The sequence below is a fragment of the Streptomyces sp. CO7 genome, assembly GCF_053474865.1.
In genome coordinates this window covers 642721-645396 of record NZ_JBRIOU010000004.1, presented here as the reverse complement: position 1 = coordinate 645396, position 2676 = coordinate 642721, and the positions used below count along the sequence as shown (strand labels likewise).

General features: G+C 73.8%; 2 protein-coding genes and 1 pseudogene. 1 reads left to right on the top strand and 2 read right to left on the bottom strand.

Annotation, left to right across the window (positions count from 1 at the left end):
• Positions 1–346 (bottom strand): annotated as a pseudogene (locus ACOV8S_RS15735) (hypothetical protein); the annotation flags it as partial.
• The gene (locus ACOV8S_RS15730) at positions 343–1500 is read right to left on the bottom strand and encodes a hypothetical protein (protein ID WP_448318447.1); all 1158 of its coding nucleotides are present in this window, start codon (positions 1498–1500) and stop codon (positions 343–345) included. The gene ACOV8S_RS15730 and the pseudogene ACOV8S_RS15735, both read right to left, overlap by 4 nt.
• Positions 1501–1834: 334 nt before the next feature.
• Between ACOV8S_RS15730 and ACOV8S_RS15725 the strand changes: the two genes are divergently transcribed.
• A partial coding sequence (locus tag ACOV8S_RS15725) for an FhaA domain-containing protein (RefSeq protein WP_448318446.1) occupies positions 1835–2676 on the top strand: 842 nt, incomplete at its 3' end.

Sequence of the window (2676 nt, the reverse complement as noted above, 5' to 3'; positions counted from 1 at the left end):
TCGACCGCCCGCCCCGGAGAACGGGAGCGTCGACCGCCGTGACGTTGTCCGGCTCGCGGAACGTCGCCGCGAGGTCGTCGCGGGACAGGGCGCCCCAGCACAGCTCGTCCGGCGCGAACGGTCCGGCCTGCGTCTGCCAGGCCACCGCTCCGGCGCCGAGGAGCATCCCGGCCAGGCCCGCGGCCAGCAGCGGCCGGACCCGGCCGCGCAGCAGCACCCGCCGGTGCCACCAGCGCGGGGGCCGTCCACCGGCTGCTTCCCGTCCTGCGGCCAAGGGCTGCCGGGAGGTCGCCGGCTCGGGCTCGGGCCGGCGGGAGGCGTTCGACTCGTCCGCGGTACTGCTCACCGGTCGGCTCCCTCGGGGGTGGTGGAGGCGACGGGGGCCACGGGGCCACAGCCCAGGCGGGCCGCGGCCGCGTTGGTGAAGACGGCGAGGTGGCGGAGGTCGGCGGAGACGCCGTTCGCCGCGAGGACGACGGGCCGGCCGGCGCACTCGGCCCGCACGACCGCGTACCCCTTGCCGTGGCTGCCCGTGCCACGCCAGCCGCGGGCCACCGGCCGCTCCCCCGTGACGCCGTCGAACACTGCGGCCAGCCGGGGCTGCGCGACCGCCGCCAGGTCCAGGTAGGGCGTGCCGTCCCTGTCGCTGCGGACACCGCACGTCTGCAGGTCACGGGTGGATCCGCCGATCCGGTACGCGAGCCGTTCCATGCCGAGGTACAGGCCGCGGACGCCGCAGACGTCCTCGTCGGAGCTGAGGACGCTCTCCGCCGTGCCCGGCAGGTCGAGGAGCGGTGCGCCGACCTCCAGCGGCTCGTCCGGCGCGCAGCCGGCGGCCGCCATACCGCGGTTGGCCACCTCCACGAGGAGGACCGCCGCCTGCCGGGCGCCGCCCAGGTCGGCCGGGCTGTCCGCCGTGTACGAGGGGCCGCTGGTGTAGACGCCGGAGGTCCGCAGGGTGACGACGGTCGGCCGGCCGTCCTCGGTGTCGCAGGCCTTCGGTAGGACCAGCAGGCCACCGTGCGCGTTCACCGTGCCCGGCAGTCCGTCCGGGAGCGGGACCACGTCACCGCCCAGGAAGCCCTCCCGCAGCTTCTCGAAGCGGGCCTCGGCGGCCTGGGGGAGCGGGCCGTACTCGACGCTCACCCGCTCGTCGCTGGTGACCTCGTCGCCGTCGTGACCGCTCGTGTAGTCGGCGGCGATGACGATCTCGCAGCTGCCGGTCGGGCGCTCCCGGGTGGGCGCCGTCTCCTCGCTGGTCCGTGAGCCCTGGTCGTCCTCGCCGAAGGCCTCGTCGCCGAGGAAGCCGGGACCGCTGTCCTCTTCCCAGGCACCCCAGCAGTAACGTTCCTTCGGCCATGGCCAGGTGTCCGCCGCCCAGGTGCCGAGGCCGGCACCGGCGAGCACGAGCGCCACGGCCGAAGCCAGCAGCAGCCGGCCCCGCCCGCTGTGCGGCAGCCGCCCGCGCAGCCGGCCGGGTTTCGCGCGTGCCTCGTCCATCCCCTCACCCCCGTGATTCCCCTCCGTCCGGCGAGTGTAGCGCCGTGATCACTCAGCGCGTCGGGGCGGGGACGGTGCGGCACCGACGGCCGGACGGGTGACGGCACTCCGGGGTGAGGGGCGGCGGAGTGGGGAGACCGTCGCGGTCCTGCGGGATGCGGACGGCCCGGGCCGCGCGCTCGGCATCGCCCGGGAGTGGGCGGTCCGGCGACCGATCCGGTGAATTACGGCGACACGCCGCGTCCGATCACGCTGTGTGGCTATATCACCACTATCCGCAATCTCTTCGGATCGTCTGATCAAGTCACGGCGGATCGTCACCCCGGAGGCCGTAGTGGGGGCGTTGAACAAAATAGAACGCAGCTTCGAGACCATGGTGAACGGGGCGTTCGCCAAAGTGTTCAAGTCCGCGGTCCAGCCCGTGGAGTACATCGGCGCGCTCAAACGCGAGTGCGACATCAATGCCAGGATCTGGGACCGCGACTGCGTCATCGTGCCCAACTGCTTCGTCATCGAGCTGAACCCGGGCGATCACGAGGTGCAGAGCTCGTGCCTGGTCATGCTCGGTGAGGAGCTGGTGCAGAAGCTCCGCGAGTACGCCGAGCAGCAGCACTACTCGTTCGTTGGCCCGCTGAAGGTGCAGCTGCAGCGGACCCAGCGGCTGAAGGCCGGACGGTTCCGCGTGCGCAGCCGCATCGAGGTCCCGCCCGACGTGCAGCGTGCCCTGCAGGCCAATGAGCGTTACCACACCACCTACGCGATGTCGGCCGGGATGGGCAAGGAGCCGGCCTGGCAGCCGCCCCCGCACGTCGTGCGGGAGGAGAAGCGGGTGATGAGCGTCGAGCAGTTCATATCCCTCGGGCTGACGTTCACCCAGGACGGCATGCTCGCCCGTGTCTACCCCCCGAGCGCTCCCACCGGCTCGGTGAAGCCGCCGCCCCGCCTGCTGGAGTCCGGTGCGGACCACGCGGGGGTGGCCGTGGTGGCGCGAGCGGGCCGGGAACCACGCGCCCTCCCTCCCGCGTACGGGGTGCCTCCCGCGCACGGCGTGTCTCCCGCGCCGCCTCCCGCCCACGGGGTGCGTCCCGTGCTCGCTCCCGCGGATGTCGGCGGTACGCCCCACCGGGGGCGGGAGGCCGGCCTTCCGCGCCTCGCCGACCCGCCCGAGCCCTGGGG

Coding starts and splice junctions, on each gene's coding strand:
- ACOV8S_RS15730 (WP_448318447.1), bottom strand. CDS start 1,500: ATGGACGAGGCACGCGCGAAACCCGGCCGGCTGCGCGGGCGGCTGCCG.